14 protein-coding genes and 1 riboswitch are annotated in these 17,147 nt (G+C 70.5%); of the genes, 5 read left to right on the top strand and 9 right to left on the bottom strand.

The window, feature by feature from the left end; translation table 11 throughout:
- Positions 1–52 precede the first annotated feature (52 nt).
- Entirely contained in the window at positions 53–1,024 is a 972-nt protein-coding gene (locus tag AB6A65_RS02865) for an ABC transporter substrate-binding protein (protein ID WP_371036851.1), read from the bottom strand.
- Between the two features lie 969 nt (positions 1,025–1,993).
- Here AB6A65_RS02865 and AB6A65_RS02860 point away from each other — a divergent pair.
- Positions 1,994–3,076, top strand: a complete 1,083-nt coding sequence (locus tag AB6A65_RS02860; protein ID WP_371036850.1) for a flavin monoamine oxidase family protein — start codon at positions 1,994–1,996, stop codon at positions 3,074–3,076.
- 56 nt (positions 3,077–3,132) lie between these two features.
- Here the strand turns inward: AB6A65_RS02860 and AB6A65_RS02855 are convergent, their stop codons facing one another.
- Both AB6A65_RS02855 and AB6A65_RS02850 read right to left on the bottom strand, forming a co-directional pair.
- Positions 3,133–4,026, bottom strand: coding sequence for a homocysteine S-methyltransferase family protein (locus AB6A65_RS02855; protein WP_371036849.1), 894 nt, complete (start codon positions 4,024–4,026; stop codon positions 3,133–3,135).
- A gap of 302 nt (positions 4,027–4,328) precedes the next feature.
- Positions 4,329–5,810 (bottom strand): HTTM domain-containing protein, encoded by a 1,482-nt coding sequence (locus tag AB6A65_RS02850; protein ID WP_371036848.1) that lies wholly within the window; start codon positions 5,808–5,810, stop codon positions 4,329–4,331.
- An 87-nt stretch (positions 5,811–5,897) separates the two neighbouring features.
- Between AB6A65_RS02850 and AB6A65_RS02845 the strand changes: the two genes are divergently transcribed.
- Together AB6A65_RS02845 and AB6A65_RS02840 are read left to right on the top strand one after the other, a co-directional pair.
- Positions 5,898–6,305: a thiol-disulfide oxidoreductase DCC family protein gene (locus AB6A65_RS02845; protein WP_371036847.1), complete on the top strand. Its 408-nt coding sequence runs from the start codon at positions 5,898–5,900 to the stop codon at positions 6,303–6,305.
- Between the two features lie 249 nt (positions 6,306–6,554).
- On the top strand, positions 6,555–7,037 hold the full coding sequence (locus AB6A65_RS02840; RefSeq protein ID WP_371036846.1) for a hypothetical protein: 483 nt from the start codon (positions 6,555–6,557) through the stop codon (positions 7,035–7,037).
- A gap of 259 nt (positions 7,038–7,296) precedes the next feature.
- On the opposite strand, the gene AB6A65_RS02835 is transcribed toward AB6A65_RS02840, so the two are convergent.
- Positions 7,297–8,055 (bottom strand): anti-sigma factor, encoded by a 759-nt coding sequence (locus tag AB6A65_RS02835; protein ID WP_371036845.1) that lies wholly within the window; start codon positions 8,053–8,055, stop codon positions 7,297–7,299.
- A gap of 26 nt (positions 8,056–8,081) precedes the next feature.
- Complete coding sequence (locus AB6A65_RS02830; RefSeq protein WP_371036844.1) at positions 8,082–8,588, bottom strand: RNA polymerase sigma factor; 507 nt, start codon at positions 8,586–8,588, stop codon at positions 8,082–8,084.
- 94 nt (positions 8,589–8,682) lie between these two features.
- Between AB6A65_RS02830 and AB6A65_RS02825 the strand changes: the two genes are divergently transcribed.
- Positions 8,683–10,242: a S8 family serine peptidase gene (locus AB6A65_RS02825; RefSeq protein WP_371036843.1), complete on the top strand. Its 1,560-nt coding sequence runs from the start codon at positions 8,683–8,685 to the stop codon at positions 10,240–10,242.
- A gap of 337 nt (positions 10,243–10,579) precedes the next feature.
- Here the strand turns inward: AB6A65_RS02825 and AB6A65_RS02820 are convergent, their stop codons facing one another.
- From AB6A65_RS02820 to AB6A65_RS02805, 4 genes are all read right to left on the bottom strand, one after another.
- Entirely contained in the window at positions 10,580–11,320 is a 741-nt protein-coding gene (locus tag AB6A65_RS02820) for an energy-coupling factor transporter transmembrane protein EcfT (RefSeq protein ID WP_371036842.1), read from the bottom strand.
- Positions 11,314–12,888, bottom strand: a complete 1,575-nt coding sequence (locus AB6A65_RS02815) for an ABC transporter ATP-binding protein (protein ID WP_371036841.1) — start codon at positions 12,886–12,888, stop codon at positions 11,314–11,316. The genes AB6A65_RS02820 and AB6A65_RS02815 overlap by 7 nt, the downstream gene beginning before the upstream one ends.
- Positions 12,881–13,465 (bottom strand): ECF transporter S component, encoded by a 585-nt coding sequence (locus AB6A65_RS02810; RefSeq protein WP_371036840.1) that lies wholly within the window; start codon positions 13,463–13,465, stop codon positions 12,881–12,883. The genes AB6A65_RS02815 and AB6A65_RS02810 overlap by 8 nt, the downstream gene beginning before the upstream one ends.
- Positions 13,466–13,525: 60 nt before the next feature.
- Complete coding sequence (locus tag AB6A65_RS02805) at positions 13,526–14,134, bottom strand: YkoF family thiamine/hydroxymethylpyrimidine-binding protein (protein ID WP_371036839.1); 609 nt, start codon at positions 14,132–14,134, stop codon at positions 13,526–13,528.
- Positions 14,125–14,236, bottom strand: a riboswitch (TPP riboswitch). Its footprint overlaps the gene before it by 10 nt.
- Before the next feature lie 257 nt (positions 14,237–14,493).
- Here AB6A65_RS02805 and AB6A65_RS02800 point away from each other — a divergent pair.
- Positions 14,494–16,950 carry an FAD-dependent oxidoreductase gene (locus AB6A65_RS02800; protein WP_371036838.1) on the top strand — a complete coding sequence of 819 codons (2,457 nt, stop codon included), beginning with the start codon at positions 14,494–14,496 and terminating at the stop codon, positions 16,948–16,950.
- Positions 16,951–17,147: the final 197 nt, after the last annotated feature.

Raw genomic sequence — 17,147 nt, 5'->3', positions numbered from 1 at the left:
GCGCAAAAAAGGCGGGGCCGATCCCTGACCGGCCCCGCCGCGTTTCAGCGGATCAGCTCTGGTCGAGGATGTTGGCGAGATTCGCCCGCGCCTCGTCGTTCAGCCAGTTTGCCCACTGATCCTGGTAGTTGGTCAGGTAGTAGACCGCCGCCTCATCCGCCGAGGCGTTGTTCTCGTCCTTCCAGGCCAGCACCGAACTCATGTCCGCGGTCTTGAAGGTCATGTTCTGCAGGAACTCGAAAACCTCCGGGTTTTCCTGCTGGAAGGTGGCCGTTACGGCGGTGGCGACCGGCGCGGCCGGAAAGTCCGAGACGCCGGGATTGTCGGCGTCGGCGTTCTGGTTGCGCGCGTGCACGTCTTCCTTGACCGGGCCGAGATCGACCTTGGTCATGTCGTACTTGCCCAGCGGCACGGTCGGTCCCCAGTAATAGCCCAGCCACGGCTCCTCGTTCAGCACGGCGTCGGCCATCGACGAGGCGAGCACCTGCCCGGAGCCGGAGTTGAACACCTCGAAGCCGTTGCCCTCGAGGTCGAGCGCGCGGGCGAGGTTGTCGCTCACCACGCGGCAGCCCCAGCCCTCGGGACAGTTGTAGAAGCGTGCGTCGACCAGCTCCGGGTTCTCGAGAATGCCCTCGATGGTGGTCAGTTCGGGATGCGCCTCGGCGAGGTAGGTGGGAATCCACCAGCCCTCGACACCGCCGGGATCGAGCACGGGGCCGGCCTCGACGACCTTGCCGGCCTGCTTGAGTTCGTCGTAGGTGTCGCCGGTCGAGTTGAGCCAGAGCTCGGTCACGATGTCGGGCTCGCCGTTCTCGGCCACCGAGGTGACGGCCGGGATGGTGTCGGACTGCACGACGCTCACGTCGCAGCCATAGCCCTGACCCATGATGAACGATGCGACGCTCGTGACGACCTGTCCGGACGCCCAGTTCATCTCGGTGATCGACACCTCGCCGCATTCGGCGTGGGCCATCGCCGGAACGCTCAGCGCCCCTGCGGCCATTGCAAGTGTCAGCTTTTTCATCGCTTCTCTCCCTTCGGAGTGGTTGCGTAACATTTCAGTCGTCTCGTCGCGGGACAATCGGTACTGTCTCCCGCAGACCGGCATCGGCGCGGCTGCGCCGAAACGTGCCAAGGACGCGCGACCGCGGCGCGGTCAGCGCCGGTGTCGGGGGGCGCATGTGATCGCCCCAAGCGTCGAGATCGTTTTGCCGCGCCATGAAGCCCAATTCGGATGCACCGCCTTTCGTGATGGCGGTTCGGCGCGTGATCGGCATCCGTCGGGCGTGGGCGCCTGTCTTGCGCCACACCTGCACGCTACATAACCAACCTGAGCCCGAGGTCAACCCGGGCCGCCGCGCGCCCGCGCCAGGTGCTCGAAGAACCGGACCGACCGGTTGCCCCGGCCGGGCGGCACCTCCTTCGCGCTGACGCGTCCCGCCTCCTGCCGCGGAACCCGGGCCGCGAGCCGGTCAGGGTCATCCGTGCCGAGCGGGCTTCGGGCGGCAGATCGCAAGCGAAGGCCAAGAGGCTCGATGCGCCCTCCGGGCCGGTCATGCGATGGACCGCGCGGCCCACGCCGCGCGCCTCATCTCCGGGGACGCGGCCGGCGTGATCGCCGCCGATGCATGTCGCGCCCCCGTCGCCGCCGGACGTCGGGGTGATCTTGCGGACGGGCCGCCGTCCGGGCCCTGTCGGCGGAGCCTTCCTGACCTGTCCGGCCCGACCCGTCGCGGCCCGGGGCTCCCGCGATCTCTCCGGGGCCGGGCAAGAGCCTGATCCCTTCGGAGACCTCTTCAGGTTCGACGTGCCGGGCCGAAGACCGGCTTGGTCGCGCGGAAAGTCGGCTGGTATTTCCCGTTCCCCGGCGGATACGGTCCGGCAAGAACGGTTCAAGGAGGCGAGCGAGGCATGATGACCAGGACGAGCGTGCCCGGGGCGGAGCGCCCCGGCAGCGACCGGGGGCCTCGGCCGGGCCGGCGGAGGCGCGTCCATGCGTGACGCCGAAAGCCTCGACACGACGGTCGCCATCGTCGGCGGCGGTCTTTCCGGAGTGTCGCTCGCCGCGCGGCTGGCGCGCGCCGGGATAGAGTTCCGGGTTTTCGAGGCGGGACAGAGGTTTGGCGGCCGAATCGCGGCGCTCGGCGCGCCCGGTGGCCGCGTGGACCTCGGCCCGTCCTGGTTCTGGCCGGGTCAGCCGCGCCTTGCGCAACTGATCGCGGATCTCGGCCTTCGGGCCTTTCCCCAGCATTCGGAGGGCGAGATCTGCCTCGAGGACGCGCAGGGGCGCGTGCATCGCGGGGAGGGCTTTGCGTCGATGCAGGGCGCCTTGCGCATCGACGGCGGTGCGGTCGCCGTGATCGACGGGCTGGTGGCGCGCTTGCCGGCGGACCGTCTGCACCTCGACAGCCCGGTTCGCGGTGTCGAACGGGGCGCCGGGATCCTGCTGGCCGACGGGCGGCGCGTGATGGCGCGCCACGTGGTGCTGGCGCTGCCGCCGCGCCTTGCCGCGGGTCTTCGTTTCGAGCCCGGTCTGCCCGGGGACGTGCTGCACCGCCTCGACGCCATTCCTACCTGGATGGCAGGGCATGCCAAGTTCGTCGCGGTCTACGATCGCCCTTTCTGGCGCGAGGCGGGCCTGTCCGGTGACGCGATGAGCCGCCACGGGCCGCTCGCGGAAATCCACGACGCCTCGGGCGCTGACGGACGCCCTGCCGCGCTTTTCGGATTCCTGGGCGTTCCCGCGGCCCAGCGGTTCGAGAATGCCCGGCAGATCGAGGACGCCGCGCTTGGCCAGCTTTCGCGCATCTTCGGTTCCGCCGCGGCGTCGCCGGTGCTGACGTCGCTGAAGGACTGGGCGTTCGACCCCCTCGCCGCGACCGGGCAGGATCACGTTCCTCCGCAAGGCCACCCTGCCTACGGCGTGCCCGCCGGAGCGACGGACCTCTGGGGCGGCCGGCTTCATTTCGCCGTGACCGAGACCGCACCCGAGATGGGCGGATTGATGGAGGGGGCCCTGGCATCGGCCGAAAGGGCCGCGAGCGCGATCATCGCCGCGCAGTCCGGCGTGCTGTGACCCATGAGATCTCTCGGCCCGCCGCCGCTTTGACGCCGGGCGCGGCCGCGATCGTCTCAGGATGAAGCGTCGGGGCACCCGCTCTTGAGCCGCCGGGAGAGTTCCGCGATATGCGCGGGCCCGATTTCGCAGCACCCGCCGATCGTCGAGGCGCCGGCTTCGACCCATTCGGCTGCGAAGTCCGCGTATCGTTCCGGCCCGACATCCTCGCGCGCCGTCAGCAGGTCCGTGGTCGCGCCGATCCGGTCGAACCGTGGATCGATTTGCGTGAACCCGTTGGCGTAGGCGCCGAAGGGCAGTCCGAGGCCCGCGAGGATCGGCAATCCGCGGGACACTGCCTCGGGACGCGAACAGTTCAGCATCACCCGCTCCGGGCGGTATTCGGGCAGGAGCGGCGCGATATCGGACAAGGCTTCGCCGGAACGAAGGCGCGTGCCGTCCTCGTCCATGACGCTCAGCGCCAGCCAGACGGGTTTGCCGGCGGTTCGCGCACCCATGAGCGCGCCGCGCGCCTCGTCGACCGAAGACATCGTCTCGAGCAGGAGGACGTCGACCACCCGCGCCTGGCGCGCGGCGACATGCGCGTAGATCTCCGCCGCGCGCTCGACCGGCGGGGCAAGGTCCGGGCGATACGAGAAGCCGAGCGGCCCCAGCGATCCGGCGACCAGCCCGCGGCCGGCCGCGTCACGCGCCTCGGCGGCGCTCGTGCAGGCGATATCGATCAGTTCCTCGAGGCGCTCGGCAAGGTCGCGCGGCGCAAGCCGGTCTGGCAGAAGGGCGTATGTGTCCGCGGTCGCGACCTCTGCACCCGCCGCGAAGAAATCGCGATGCACGCCGCGCACCAGATCGGGCTCGTCCAGCAGCGCCTGCGTGGACCAGAGCGGTGTCGCGCGGCCCGCGCGGCGCACCAGCTCCTGCCCCATTCCGCCATCGAGGATGGTGATGTCCATGATATTGCCTCGCAGACCCCGATCCGGGCAAGTAACCGGACGCCCCGGAAAGTCCAGCCCTTCTTCGACCGCCGGGCGAAACGCGCCCGCGAGGCGGGGGAGGTTCGAACCGGGCAGCGGCGTCGACAAGGCGTCAGTCGAGCCGCGGGACCGGGGCCTCTGCCGTTTCCGCGCGAGCGGAGAAGCTGCCACCGGCCGAACGCCGTGCCGCGTCGTCGCGATCGCGCGGCGACGCCTTGGCCCGGACCAAGGCGCGCGGGTCCGTTCGCGGCGGCGTCTTCCGAAGCCGGCTGCCGCGGGCATCATTGCGGCGGGCGCTCCGCGCGCGTGGCGCGCGCAGGGCCGACCGCGAGGGCAGGAGCGTCCGTTGCAAGGGAAAGGTCGATGACCGGATCCGGCAAGCCGTTGTCGGCCACGCCCCAGACCGGTTCGCGCAGCGGAAGCACCCATGGGTCGGCGCGGAGGTAGCCCAGAGGCACCGCGGTCAGGTCCACGTCGGGATCGATGAATAGCTGCGGCGGGCGGCCGTTGAGCGACTTGCGGATCTCCGCGCGGACCGAGACGTCGCTGTGGCCGGCCTGTCGCCAGATCTCTTCCAGATGACCGGCGAAGGCGTGCACCATGTCGGAGCGCACCATCATCTTGCGCGCCTGCCGCCGGGAGAGGTAATCGCGTGCGTCGACCTCCCACGTCTCGGTGCCGGACGTCACGTGGAACACCCCCTCGGCGTCCCGGTCGTAGATCCGCATCCGCCAGGAAAAGCGGTGCCCGTCCCCCGACCAGCGCACCTCGGTGGGAAGGGCGCCTGCGCGCAGCGGCAGCGCGACCTGCACCGCAAGCCAGCCGGCCATCGCCACGAGGGCCGCGGCCGGCAGGGCGCGCATGGCCGGCGCGGGTGGCGGCACATGGGGCGGCAGTTCCTCGAAGTGCAGGAGCAGCCAGCGCGCGAACTGGCGCGGCCAGTCCGGCGCGAAGAAGATCGTCGTCGCCGCGATCGTCAGCCAGGGAAAGATCCCGATGTTGAAGAAGAGGGCGTTCGCGGCATGGAACACGCAGTAGACGAGGAAGACGGCAAGCCGGGTCCTTTCCCACAGGAGCAGCGGCGCGCCGACGATGTGGAGCGCGACGGCGCCCCATGTGCCCGCGAGGATCACCCAATCGTACTGGAAAAGGAAACCGAACCAGTGATCGCCCGCCTGCGCGCGGAGCCACAGCCCAAGCGGCTCTCCCGCCAGCCAGTCGGGCGTCAGCTTCACGAGGCCCGCATAGATCAGCATGATTTCCATCTGCGCGCGCAGGATGAACACCGCGGCATAGGGCACATGCGTCGCGCGCACACCCTCGAAGAGGCGCGCGTCGAGCGACAGGGCCCGATGCGCGGGAAGGACGCACATGATCAGCAGGAACAGGATGACGAGGTAGAAGTGGTTGAGGTATTCCGCCTTGTCGAGCAGGAAGAAATAGCTGAACGTCACGGTCAGCGCGACGATCGCCACGCGGTAGAACAGGCCCAGCATGACGAGCAGCGCGAAGACGCCCATCGCCAGCCACGCGACGTAGATCCACGGCTCCGGCAGGGGCTGCACCCAGCCGAAACCGGGATAGGTGAAATGGTAGTCCGGCGCGACCCAGTAGCGCCATATCCGGTCGTACTTGATGAAACGCCAGCAATCCCAGACCAGCATGGCCCCCAGCGCGATCCGGAACGCGGCGAGCGAGAGCGCGGGAACCGGGCGCGCGAGCGCCTGGGCGAGGGTGGCTGCGTGCGGCAGGCGTGTCGGCATCCGTCCGTCTCCGGTTTTTCCCATCCTGTCGGAATACGATCCAAGCGGCTGCGTATTCCATGAAGCCATGAAATGAAGGACCCCGCCATGACGGCCGATCCGCTGACCATCCTCTACGACGGCGCGTGCCCGTTCTGCGCGTCTTATGTCCGCATGGCGCGGCTTCGCGCGACGGTGGGGCAGGTGGAGCTGGTCGATGCCCGGTCCGGGGATCCGCGCGTCGGCGAGGCGCTGGACGCGGGGCTCGATCTCGACGAGGGCATGGTCGTGCTTTGGCAGGGGAAGCGATATCACGGGGTCGAGGCGGTTCACCTGCTCGCCCTGCTGTCCGGCGAGGGCGGGCTCGGCAACCGGGTGCAGCGCTGGCTCTTCGGCAAGCCGGGCAGGGCCGCCCTGATTTATCCGTGGCTCGTGCGCGGACGGCGGGCGTGGTTGCGGCTGGCCGGTCGCGCACCGATCGCGGCGGGGAAGAAATCCGTCCCGTCCCGGGAATAGATGACGGCCACGGTTCGTAAACCCTTCCGAGGCCCAGCGCACGGGGCCAGGTGGCGGGAGCGCAAGAATGAAGGACCGAACATCGTTCACGACGGTCGTCGATCCCGCCGCGCCGGGCCATCCCGTGCACTCCTCGACGGGCGCGCGCCCGTCCGGGCCTTCGCCGGCGCGGTCGGCGGCTTCCGCCGCGTGCAGAGCGCGACCCGACCGGTTCGATCGAACCACACCTCAAATCACGGAGATCCTGCAATGACCTTCAGATTCACCTTCGCGGCTCTCGGCACCGTCGCGCTTCTCATGACGAGCACGACCGCGGGAGCGCAGGCGCGCTTTTCGGATATCGATACCAACGGGGACGGCCTTCTGTCCTTCGAGGAGCTTGAAAGCCGCTTCGGCGCGGCCGCGGCGACGCGGTTCCTGGACCGCAACGGCGGACAGGACCTCTCGCGCGATGACGTGCGTGGCATGAATGACGACGATGATGACGACGACGATGACGATGATGACGATGACGATGATGACGACGACGATGATGATGATGATGATGATGATGACGGTGATCTCGACGACGATGACGATGACGGTGATCGCGACGATGATGACGATGACGGCGGCGACCGCGATGACGACGACGATGACGGTGGCGACCGCGATGACGATGATGATGACGGTGGCGACCGCGATGACGATGACGACGGGGGCGACGGCGACGACAACGACGATGACGACTGAGCGATAGCATCGCGACCGAGGTGGGGCCGGCCCGGCATGCGGGCCGGCCCTTTTCGTTCCCGCTCCGTGCGTGCGCCGAGCGCCTTGTCCCTCGGGTTTTCCCGCGCATGGACCGAACGCCGGGCGACAGCCCCGTTCCGGCACCCGAACATGCGCAACATGCCGACCGGCCCCGTCGCACCGGTCTTTCGGTCGTGATGCAAGCCGATGCGCCGTGGCAAGGGCGCCGAAGGCGCCCGGACCGGCCGGCGCGAGGCTGTCAGTCCTCCAGCGCCGACAGCGCGGCCCGCTCCTCCTCCGGCGGCAGCGGCGCACCGGCTTCGACCGACACCATCCATGCGTCCAGCGCCTCGAGCGCGCCGGCGGGCGCGTAGCTCTGCCCACTGTCCGCGCCAGCGCCGGTCGAGGCTGCGAAACGCAGGTTCCACGCCGCACCCTCGGCGCAGGCGACGGCGGTCGTGGCGTCGCGCTCCGTGTCGAGTTCGAATTCGCGGCAAAGCGCGCCGTCGGGCATGCGGAAGGACGAGATCACCGAAACCTCGCCTGCCGCCACGCGCGCCGCCGCCCCGGCCTCGAGCCGCGACAGCGCCCCGGCGATCCCGCCCGCCTCGAGCGCGGCGAGCCCCCGCGCGGCATCCGGCGCGGTATCCGGCCGCAGCGTCAGGCCCGTGGCCAGCCCGACCGCGAGCGCCAGGCTCGCCGCGAGCGCCATGGGCGCCCAGGGCAGCCCGCTGGCCGCGCCCCGGCCGGCGGGTCGGGCAAACGGCGTGACGCGCGTGTCGCGGGCCGCGTCGAGCGTCGCCCGCACCCGCGCCATCAGCGTTTCGGGCACCGGCTCCGCGGGGCGGGCGGCGCGGGCCGTGGCAAGCACATCGCCCGTCGCGCGGAAAAGCGCGATGCGCTGCGCCACGGTCTCGTCCTCCGACGCGGCCCTCTCGACCGCGGCGGCGGTGTCCGCGTCGAGCGCCCCGTCCGCGTAGGCCATCAGGGTCTCGTCGGAGAGGTCATGCGTTGCCATGGGCTCTTTCCTTTTCCTCGACGGACCTACGCGTCGGCGGCGCGGTCTATTCCCATCTTCCGGGCCAGCGCGACGCGTCCGCGCGCCAGGCGGCTCATCACGGTGCCCGCCGGAACGCCCAGAACCCCGGCCGCCTCGGCATAGGTCAGTTCCTCGAAGCAGACGAGGACGATCACGTCCCGCTGATCGGCGGGCAGGGTTTCCAGCGCTGCCACGGTCTGCGTCAGCATCAGCGACGCCTCCGTCGCGCGCGCCCCGTCGGTGACCGCGGCCTCGGGCGTGGCGTGCACGTCGATCTCCGTGCCCCGGGTGGCCTGCCGGCGCCCGGTGTCGATCCAGGCATTGCGCAGGATGCGAAAGAGCCACGGCTGAAGCCGCGCCCCGGGTTCGACGCGGCCGCGCGCCTCGACCGCGCGTTCCACCGTGGTCTGCACGAGATCGTCGGCCATGTCCGGCCGCCGGCAGAGCGACAGCGCGTAGCGGCGCAGGACCGGCAGCGCCGCGACGAGCTCCGTCTCGAAATCATCCAGCATCCGGCGCGCCCCAGAACTTTCCGCGCAGCATTGCGGAATACGAAGATATCCGGAACGTATTCCATGCGACGCAAGAAAAACGGAGAGTATCGCCATGATGCTGCGCGCGGCCACCCTGCTTTTTCTCGCCGGTCTTCTTGCCGTGGCGCCCCCGTTTTTCCCGACCGGGGGGCCCGGCGGTGCGGCCTGGGCGGACGACGACGACGGCGGGAACGACGATGGCGGGGACGACGACAATGGCGGCGACGACGGCCGGGGCGACGACGACGATGACGACGGCGGCGACGACGGCCGGGGCGACGACGACGATGACGACGGCGGCGACGACGGCCGGGGCGACGACGACGATGACGACGGCGGCGACGACGGCCGGGGCGACGACGACGATGATGACGACGATGATGATGACGACGACGACGATGGTGGCGGCGGGCGCAGCGGCGGGAGCGACGGGGGCAACTTCCTGGAGCGCCTGCTCGGTCAGCCCGAGCGCACCGCGCCGGAGCCGCGTCGCACGGCACCTGCCCCCGCCGCCCCCGCTGCGCCGGCCCCGCCGCCCCCCCTTTCGGCGCCGGACGAGATCGTCGCCCTCGCGCTCACCACGGCCGATTTGTCCACGCTCACCGCGCAGGGCTTCGAGGTGATCGAGGAGCTTGCGGTGCCCGGGCTCGACGCGACGCCGCGGCGGCTGCGCATCCCCCGCGGCCAGACGCTGGCCGATGCCCGCGCCGCGGTGCGTGCGCTGCCAAGCGGTCGGGACGCCGACGTCAATCACTACTACCGGTCCGAGGGCTTCCCCGAGGATTGCGAGGCGCTGGAATGTCCGATCCGGCGGATGATCGATTGGCCCGAGCCGGCCGACCGGGCCGCGGGCTGCGGCGGCGGGGGGGCGATCGGGATGGTCGACACCGGCATCAACGAGGCCCACGAGACGCTCGTCGGCGCCGACCTTGAGGTCGTGCGCCTGTCGCCGGAGGAGATCGCGCCCTCGCGCGCCCTGCACGGCACGGCGATCGCGGCGCTTCTCGTCGGCGATCCGGCCACACGCGCGCCCGGCCTCGTGCCCTCGGCGCGGCTTGTCGCGGTGGACGCGTTTCACCGTCGCGGATCGGACGAGCGCGCGGATCTCTTCACCCTTCTCGAGGCGATGGCGCTTCTGGCCGAGCGCGATGTCGGCGTCATCAATCTCAGCCTCGCCGGTCCGCCCAACACCGTGCTCGAGACCGTCGTCGCGCGGCTTTCGGGCGAGGCGGGGATCGTCCTCGTCGCCGCGGTTGGCAATGACGGGCCGCGGGCAGACCCGGCCTTTCCCGCCGCCTATCCCGAGGTGATCGCCGTCACCGCGGTCGATCGCGACCTCGTGGTCTACCGCCGCGCGATCCAGGGCGCGCATGTCGATCTTGCCGCGCCGGGGGTCGCCGTATGGACGGCGGCCTCTATCAGCGGCGCGCGCTGGAAGACGGGCACCTCCTACGCGGTGCCGTTCGTCACCGCCGCCGCCGCGATCCTGCGCGAGCGGCGCCCCGAGCTTCGCCCGCGCGAGATCGCAGCGAAGTTGCGCGTCATGGCGGCGGATCTGGGAGAGCCCGGCCCGGACCCGGTCTTCGGCGCGGGGCTGCTTCAACTCGGAACGCTTTGCGAGGGCCGAGGCTGAAGCCTGCCGGAGGCAGCCTGCCAGGGCGGCCATGGCACGAGGCGTGATCCGGGCGGCGCTTGCCATCGCGGCGCGTTCGACCGGAAGGCCAACGCCGCGCGCCTGGGGGGGTGGGGCGTCACCCGCCCGGGCGAAGTGCGGGCGAGAGACCATGAGGATGATCCGCGACGGGATGGTCGGCATCATCGACGTCGAACGGGACCCCGGCGGTGGCACGGGATTGCCGAAGTCACGCCCCCGTCGTCCGGTGCGCCTCTCCCTCCCGGCGCTCTCCGCGGCGCCGACTTTCCTTAAAGGTCCTGCACGACACCCGGCCTCCTGGCCACCCGTCCGACGATCACGGCCCCGCCGCGCCCACGGCCGACAGCGCAGCGACAAGCAGGCCGAGGCCCAGCGCCAGCAGCGTCCAGTCCCGTCCCGTGATCGGAGGCTGCGGCAGGTGGGTTCTCGTTGCGCCGGGCTGCATGCCGCGCGCCTCGAAGGAGAGTGCGGAGCGGGTCGCGCGCCGGATCGCGTAGGCGAGGGCCGGGATGGCCAGCGCCCCGATTTCCGCGGGCGACGCGATGCGCCGCAGCGGGCGGCCCAGCCCGATCGCGCGCGCCATGCGCAGCTGAAGCATCTCCGCGCGCAGGTCCGGCACCATGTGCATGGCCTGCAGCAGGGCGAAACCCATCGGCGCCGGCAGGCGCAGATGAAACATCAGCGCGCGCACGAACCGGCCGGGATCCGTCGTCGCCGCGAAGACGGCCGAGACCATGCCGCAGGCCAGCACCCGGAAGAACAGCACCAGCCCCGGTGCCGCGTCGGGCGCGCCGCCCTGGTCCCGCGCCATCTGGAAGGCGAAGCCCGTGTCGGCGCGAAACAGCACCGATGTCGTGAAGAACCCGAACCCGAAAAGCGCGAAGGGCACCATCAGCGCCAGAAGGCGCCGCGGCGGGATGCGCGCGTCGACCAGAAGCAGGACCGACGCGGCCACGAAAAGCGCGATCTGGAAGGAGAGCCGGAAAACGAGGAGGGACGCCACGATCCAGGCAAGGCACAACGCCAGCTTCGGCAGGGGATGAAAGCCGTTCAGCATGCCGTCTCCAGCCAGCCGAGCAGCGGCGCGGCCTCCGGCGGCAGGAGCCCCGCTTGCGCCAGCCGCGCCTCGTCCCGCAACAGGGCCGGACATGCGCCGTCGAACCGCAGGGCACCCTGCGCGACGAGCACCGCGCGGTCCGCCACCGACAGGGCGAAATCGAGATCATGCGTGATCACGGCAACCCCGTGCCCGCCCCGGGCAAGCGCCCGGATCCGCCGCCCCAGCGCGGCCTCGCCAGCCCCGTCGAGCCCGCCCGTCGGCTCGTCGAGGATCAGGACCGGCCAGCGGCCGGTTTCGGTCAGAAGCGCCAGCGCCAACCGCCGTTTCTGACCCTGCGAAAGGGTGAAGGGGTGCTGGCCCGCCACCAAGGTCAGGCCCCAACGGGCCAGGATGTCGGAGGCCGTCGCAGAGTCCGTTGCCGCCGTGATCTCGGCGGCAACGGATTCGTGGCTGAAATGCGCCTCGGGGTTCTGGAACGCCACCGCGCCGGGCGGGCCGGTCCGTTGGCCCGCGTGCGGGGGCAGCAGCCCTGCGAGGCAGGCGGCAAGCGTGGATTTGCCGGCCCCATTGGCCCCCAGGATCGCGAGGACCTCTCCGGCGCGCAGGGATAACGTGATGTCCCGCAGCACCACGGGACCGAAGGCCGGGGCGCAATCCGCGTTCCGGAGCGCGACGAGCGTTTCGCCGGGCGGCACCGGATCGGGCAGGACGGCGGCGCGCAGGGCCTCCGTGCGGCGGCGTCCGGGCGCCAGGCCGCGCAGGCTGTCGGTCAGGTCGGCTGCCGGGGCGAGGATCTCCGGCATGGCGAGGTGCAAGCGGATGCCAAGCGGCAGGGCGATCCCGTTGTCGGCCAGCGCCGGGCCCTGCGCGACAAGCACCTCCGAGGGCGGGCCCTCGGCGATGATGCGGCCGTCGCGGCCGAGCGCGAGGCAGCGGTCGATCCGGTCGAGGATCGGCCCCGGCTTGTGCTCCACCACGAGGGCCGTGCGGCCGCGCGCCAGTACGAGCTCCGTCATGCGCCGCGCCGCCTGGGGGGCGAGGCTTGCCGCGGGCTCGTCGGCAAGCGTGATCGCGGCGTCCTGCGCGAGAAGCGCGGCAAGCGCCACCAGTTGACGCTCCCCGCCGGAGAGGTTGGAAATCCGCCGTCCCGCCCAGTCTGTCGGCAGCCCGGCGCGGGCCATCGCTCTTGCGACCAGCCCCGGGATATCCGCGGCCTCGACCGCCCTGTTCTCGAGGGCGAAGGCCACCTCGTCGCGCACGGTGAATCCGGCCAGCGTCTGCGCGGCGTCCTGAAAGAGATAGCCGCAGGTATCGGCCCAGCCCGCCGGGCGCCGCGTGCCCGCCGGCTGCCCCTCAACGCGGATCTCGCCCCTGCGGATGCCGTCGATCGCTTCGGGTAGAAGCCCGGTCGCGGCGTGCAGAAGCGAGGATTTTCCCGCGCCGGACGGGCCGAGCAGAAGCACCCGTTCGCCACGCCGCACGCAGAACGAGACGGGCCCGAACGCGTCGGACGCCGCGCCGGGATAGCGCAGCGCGACGCGTTCGTAGGCCAGCGCGTCAGGCATTGGCGGCGCGGGTGTCCCGGTCAATGGCGAGGCCCGACAGGACGCCCGTGCGGTAGAGCGCCTTGACGACGACATGCCCCAGAAGGCCGCCCAGCAAGGCGCCCGAAGCCAGCCGAAGCACGAACATGGCGACGAGCAGCCCTGGCGCGAGGCTTGCGTAGTCGAACCGGATCCATGTGTAGACGAACGAGAACACGGCCGCCCCCATGCCCGCGGCCATCAGGACCGGCAGGGAATAGCGCCGCCAGCGCGTCGCCGCGAAGACCGCCTCCGCCCCCGCGCCTTGCACGAGGCCCGTGAGCAGCAGCAAGAGCCCCGCCGGGCTGCCCAGAAGCACCTGAACGGCGGCGGCCATGACCTCGGAGACAAGCGCGACCCCCGGCTTTCGGATGATCGCCGCCGCGATGATCGAGACGATGAACCAGAAGCCCATGACCACGTCCATCGTCACGGCCCCGAAGATCGCCTGCAAAACCAGCCAGACCTGGACCCAGCCCAGGTAAAGCACGCCGAAGACGGTGCCGAGAACGGCGATGATCAGGGTTTCGCGCATGGTCCAGATGGATTGTTCAGCCATGTCGGCCTCCTTTTTTGGACAAGATTTCGAAGGGATGCCGGCCGCGCGCGGGCGGCAGGGTCAGCGGTCGCTTGGCGAATTCGCCGATACGGTCACGTCGAGCGCGAGATGCGCGGCCGCCGACCCGAAGCCGGTGAAGGCCTGGTTCAGCGTCTCGAAGACGGGGCCTGCGTCGCCGCGCAGCGCGGTGCAGAAATTCTTCGACCTGTCGAAGGTGCCCGAGCTTTTGAGGAACGCGATGCAGCCGTAGATCTCGTCCATGTGATGGCCGATGCCCAGCGGATAGAGCGACAGCTGCGCCGCCACCGTCTGCGTGCTTTCAGGCGCGGCGGCCACCGCCTCGCGGCAGGTGGCGATGCGCGTGGGCAGGTCCATCTCCGGGGGCGGCCCGGCGACGGGGGTGCAGATCGGGTCGTCGGGCTCTCCGGGACAGCCGCGCGAGATCGTGGCGTGCATCGTCGTGTGCGCGCCGGACGCGGCGGCCGCCACGAAGAGGTCGCGCATCGCGGGAAAGAGGATCTCCGGCGGACCGACCATCAGGGTCGACAGGTCGTCGGTCTCGAGCCGGAGCCGATCGCGCCAGGGATCGAGCGCCCCGAGCGCGCCGAGAATGATGCCGACGAAATCGTCGGACATCGGATACACTGACACCTGTGCGCCGGAAAACATGATCACCTCGCTCCGCTGGCATTACCCAGATCAGCTGAAGGGTCCGAGGGCCTGCGCCCTGCATCTCAGCCCCGGCATCGCGGAGCTCCCCTGTGCATTCATGAAATTATACTCTTCCGGGTCGGCTTCAAGCCCGAATATCGGGCCGACCGTGCATCCAGCGGTCCCGGGCGGAAGGATCCGGGCGGCCACGTTTGCGGCGCCGCTGGAGCAGGGGCCGTGCCGACCGCGTTTCCACGGGGCGCACCGCGCGCGGGTCGCGGGGCGAAGGGGGGTTGCGCCGCCGCGCGCATCCAAGAATGCTTTGCCGTGTCGCCGCTTCGAACGCGGATGCGCAGCCTGGGGAAAGAGGAGCAACCATGTCCGACTTGACATCGCACGCAGGCGTCGTGATCGTCGGGGGCGGCTCCATCGGCTGCAACACCGCCTATCACCTCACGAAGCTCGGCGTGTCGGACGTGGTGGTGCTGGAGCGTGACCGCCTGACATCGGGCACGACATGGCACGCCGCGGGGCTGGTCGTCGCGGGGCTGCTCAAGTCCGAGGCGGAATGCGAGATCTACACCCACGGCCGCGACCTCTACGCCAGGCTCGAGGAAGAGACGGGCGTGCCCACCGGCTTTCGCGCGGTGGGATACCTGCAGGTCGCCAGCAACGAGGAGCGCGTGCACGAGATGCGCCGCGTCGCGCCCTTCATGCGCAGGCACGGGATCGACATGGTCGAGATCTCGCCCCGCGAGGTGCAGGAGCTCTTCCCGGTCGGGGACGTGAGCGACGTGCTGGCCGGCTTCTACATCGCCGAGGACGGGCGCGCGAACCCGGTGGACGTGACGATGTCGCTCGCCAAGGGCGCGCAGATGGGTGGCGCGCGGATCTTCGAGACGACCGCCGTCACCGACATCGTCGTGCGGGGGGACCGTGCCGTGGGGGTGCGCATGGCGGACGGGCATGAGATCAGCGCCGATCACGTGGTGATCTGCGCGGGCATGTGGTCGCGGCAACTGGGCGCGAAGGCCGGCATCACGCTGCCGCTTCAGGCCGCCGAGCATTACTATCTCATCACCGACAAGATCGAGGGGCTGCCGCGCGACCTGCCGGTGCTGGAGGATCCGAAGACCTACACCTATTACCGCGAGGAAGTGGGCGGCCTGATGCTGGGCCTGTTCGAGCCCGGCGCCGCGCCCTGGAAGGTCGAGGGCATCCCGGAGACCTTCGCCTTCGGCGAGATCGAGCCGGACTGGGACCGGGTCGGCCCCTGGCTCGAACTTGCCTACAGCCGCGTGCCCGGCGCGTTGGACGTGGGCGTGCGCAAGCTCTTCTGCGGGCCGGAAAGCTTCACCCCGGACAACGCGCCGCTGGTGGGCGAAACGCCGGAGCTTCGCAACTGCTGGGTGGCCTGCGGCATGAACTCCCTGGGCATCCTGAACGGGGCGGGCACGGGCCGGGCGCTCGCGCACTGGATCGTCGAGGGCGTGCCGCCGATCGACGTGACCGGCATCAACGTCAATCGCTTCACCCGGCACCACGCGACGCCCGCCTTCCGCCGCGACCGGACGACCGAACTTCTGGGCAAGCTGTTCGGCCAGCATTTCCACAACGAGGCCCCGAAAACCGGGCGGAACCTCAAGCGGTCGGTGCTTTACGACCGGCTGGCGGCGGCGGGCGCGTATTTCACCGAAGGAAACGGCTGGGAACAGCCCGACTGGTTCGCGCCATCACCCGCCCAGGCGAAGATCGAGCGGCTGAGCTGGTTCCGCCAGAACTGGTGGGACTGGCACGCCGAAGAGCATCGCGCGGCGCGCGAGGACGTGATCGTGATGGACATGTCGAGCATGTCGAAATTCGCCGTCGAGGGGCCGGACGCCTGCGCGCTGCTCTCGCGGCTGAGCTGCAACGACGTCGACGTCGCGCCGGGGCGCGTCGTCTACACCGCCTGGGTCAACGACAGGGGAGGCTTCGAGGCCGATCTGACCGTGACGCGCCTGTCGGAGACGAAATTCATCGTCGTGGTGGGCGAGAACTCGCACGGCCACACCGAGATGCGGATGCGCCGCCACATCGGCGCGAACGAATGGGTCACTATCACCGACCTCACGGCGGGCATCACGCAGATCAACGTGCATGGCCCCAAGGCGCGGCAGCTGATGCAGCGGCTGAGCGAAACCGACCTGTCCAACGCGGCCTTCCCCTTCATGACGGCGCAGGAGATCGATATCGGCTACTACGCGGTGCTCGCCCTGCGCGTGACCTTCGTGGGCGAACTGGGCTGGGAACTCCATGTGCCGGCGACGCAGGCGGTTCAGGTCTACGATCTGCTGGTCGAGGCCGGGCGCGACCTGGGGCTGCGCAACGCCGGGATGCAGACGCTGAACTCGCTGCGGCTGGAGAAGGCGTATCGCGACTTCGGCATCGACGTGGACAACACCGACAACCCGATCGAGGCGGGTCTCGGCTTCGCGGTGAAGCTCGACAAGCCCGGAGGCTTCATCGGCCGCGACGCGCTGGCCGCGATCAAGGCGCAAGGCGTGCCGAAGACGCGGATGCTGCAATTCCTGCTCGAGGACCCCGAGCCGCTGCTCTTCGGCAACGAGATCGTGCGCCTCGACGGCAAGGAGGTGGGCCATCTTCAGATCGGCGGCTACGGGCACACGCTGGGCGGTGCGGTGGGTATCGGCTTCGTCGCGCTCGACTGCGCCGTGACGCCCGAGATCGTCGAGGCCGGCCCGTGGGAGGTCGATGTCGCGGGCGAGCGCGTGCCGGCCCGCGCCGCGCTGCGGCCGATGCTGGATCCGGCGATGGAGCGCGTGAAACGGTGATGCCTTCCCCACGCCCGAACTCGCCCTCGACGGGGCGACGCAGGTCGCGAAACGCGGCGCACCCCCGTGCGCGGGCCATGGTGCGCCCCCGGCCGGCCCGCCCCGAAGCGCCGGGGCCGTCGGGCGGGGTAAGCGACGGGGCGCGCGCGGAGCTCGCGAGGCCGGCAGGGTTGACGCGACACCGTCCTCCCGTCACC

The sequence above is a fragment of the Rhodosalinus sp. FB01 genome (assembly GCF_041365715.1).
Lineage (GTDB): Bacteria > Pseudomonadota > Alphaproteobacteria > Rhodobacterales > Rhodobacteraceae > Rhodosalinus.
Note: the sequence above shows the minus strand (reverse complement) of the source record. Positions and strands in the feature narration are given on the sequence as shown.

Excerpts from the sequence above, each read along its gene's own strand:
- AB6A65_RS02865 (WP_371036851.1), bottom strand. The coding sequence starts at position 1,024 with ATGAAAAAGCTGACACTTGCAATGGCCGCAGGGGCGCTGAGCGTTCCG.
- AB6A65_RS02860 (WP_371036850.1), top strand. The coding sequence starts at position 1,994 with ATGCGTGACGCCGAAAGCCTCGACACGACGGTCGCCATCGTCGGCGGC.
- AB6A65_RS02855 (WP_371036849.1), bottom strand. The coding sequence starts at position 4,026 with ATGGACATCACCATCCTCGATGGCGGAATGGGGCAGGAGCTGGTGCGC.
- AB6A65_RS02850 (WP_371036848.1), bottom strand. The coding sequence starts at position 5,810 with ATGCCGACACGCCTGCCGCACGCAGCCACCCTCGCCCAGGCGCTCGCG.
- AB6A65_RS02845 (WP_371036847.1), top strand. The coding sequence starts at position 5,898 with ATGACGGCCGATCCGCTGACCATCCTCTACGACGGCGCGTGCCCGTTC.
- AB6A65_RS02840 (WP_371036846.1), top strand. The coding sequence starts at position 6,555 with ATGACCTTCAGATTCACCTTCGCGGCTCTCGGCACCGTCGCGCTTCTC.
- AB6A65_RS02835 (WP_371036845.1), bottom strand. The coding sequence starts at position 8,055 with ATGGCAACGCATGACCTCTCCGACGAGACCCTGATGGCCTACGCGGAC.
- AB6A65_RS02830 (WP_371036844.1), bottom strand. The coding sequence starts at position 8,588 with ATGCTGGATGATTTCGAGACGGAGCTCGTCGCGGCGCTGCCGGTCCTG.
- AB6A65_RS02825 (WP_371036843.1), top strand. The coding sequence starts at position 8,683 with ATGATGCTGCGCGCGGCCACCCTGCTTTTTCTCGCCGGTCTTCTTGCC.
- AB6A65_RS02820 (WP_371036842.1), bottom strand. The coding sequence starts at position 11,320 with ATGCTGAACGGCTTTCATCCCCTGCCGAAGCTGGCGTTGTGCCTTGCC.
- AB6A65_RS02815 (WP_371036841.1), bottom strand. The coding sequence starts at position 12,888 with ATGCCTGACGCGCTGGCCTACGAACGCGTCGCGCTGCGCTATCCCGGC.
- AB6A65_RS02810 (WP_371036840.1), bottom strand. The coding sequence starts at position 13,465 with ATGGCTGAACAATCCATCTGGACCATGCGCGAAACCCTGATCATCGCC.
- AB6A65_RS02805 (WP_371036839.1), bottom strand. The coding sequence starts at position 14,134 with ATGTTTTCCGGCGCACAGGTGTCAGTGTATCCGATGTCCGACGATTTC.
- AB6A65_RS02800 (WP_371036838.1), top strand. The coding sequence starts at position 14,494 with ATGTCCGACTTGACATCGCACGCAGGCGTCGTGATCGTCGGGGGCGGC.